The organism is Mesorhizobium sp. M7A.F.Ca.CA.003.01.2.1 (assembly GCF_003998945.1).
Lineage (GTDB): Bacteria > Pseudomonadota > Alphaproteobacteria > Rhizobiales > Rhizobiaceae > Mesorhizobium > Mesorhizobium ciceri.
The window spans coordinates 1-1,228 of sequence record NZ_RZRA01001258.1; the positions used below are offsets into that span (position 1 = coordinate 1).

Below are 1,228 nucleotides of genomic sequence, written 5' to 3' on the forward strand. Positions count from 1 at the left end.
AATCAGCCGCATGTTCAATGATCTCGGACGTGTGCGAGATGTCCTCGACACCAGCGTCGGCACCTTCTTCTGCCTCGTCGGCAGCGTCGCTCGCCTCGCCGGAATCGGCTGCATCGCGCTTGTGCTCGCCCCGGTCGCGGGGCTTGCCGCCGCGCCTGCGGCCGCGCCGTCCGCGATCGCGGCTCTGGCGATCATCGCCGTCGCCGTCCTCGTTCTCCTCGTCCTCAGCCTCCTGCGCTTCCGCGCGCAGCAGTGCCTGACGATCGGCGACCGGAATCTGGTAGTAATCGGGGTGGATTTCACTGAAGGCGAGAAAACCGTGACGGTTGCCGCCATATTCGACAAAGGCTGCCTGAAGGGAGGGCTCTACGCGCGTTACGCGGGCTAGGTAGATGTTTCCTTTGAGCTGCTTCTTGTCCTGGGATTCAAAGTCGAATTCTTCAATACGGTTACCGCGTATGACGACAACGCGTGTTTCCTCCGGGTGGGAGGCGTCTATCAGCATTTTGTTGGGCATTATTTCGTTTCCCCCCGGCAGCCGTCAGCCGCAGCTTGCGAGGCAAAGCCTGCTGCTGCGTGTCTGGAATGTGGGTGCCGGATATTTGAACGTCCGTCGGCCGCCGCTTGAGCGCCATGGCGGTGCCGCCCGCAGCCATAATGGCGCGGTTTGATGCGGACCTTTCCATGATTGCGCTTGAAGCCATCGTCACCAACAGAACCTTTTGAACCAAAGCCCGGACGAACCGGACCAGCTTGTTTGCTCATACAGAGCCGGCACGGGAACAAACCCGGCCGTTTTCCTCACGCAGGCGATTCCCCCGCCACGGGAGCACGCCTGCGAAATTCGTCGCGATCACCTGAACCCTTTTCGCCTGAAGCGAAAGGAGCCGCCTTTACGTCTGACCCTGTAGCAAGAAGCTGCGGAGGAGGGCGGTTCCAGGATTGCAGTGATCCACCATCGCTTTTATGATTTGGCGGGGTGGATGGCAACCCCGATTTCCGATGCCGGCAAAAAGCCGTTCCGTAGCGTAAAGCCAGGCTTGCGGCCCTGCATGAAAAGGCTTGGTTAACCTTCTCTGGATACCAATCGTTAATCGAGTTCGCGGCCTAACCGGCATTTCGACGAAACGACCGGGCGCCGGGCGCCAAACCGGGAGCGACTGCAAGAGAGATGGGATTGGCGGACTTCACAGACAAGGGATGTCGTGTCGGCGGCCGGATCCTGGCC

Annotated in this window: 1 pseudogene; it reads right to left on the reverse strand. The window is 60.4% G+C overall.

Annotated features, from left to right (window positions below):
• Positions 1 to 517 (reverse strand): annotated as a pseudogene (locus tag EN969_RS31760) (S1 RNA-binding domain-containing protein); the annotation flags it as partial.
• Between the last annotated feature and the right edge of the window lie 711 nt (positions 518 to 1,228).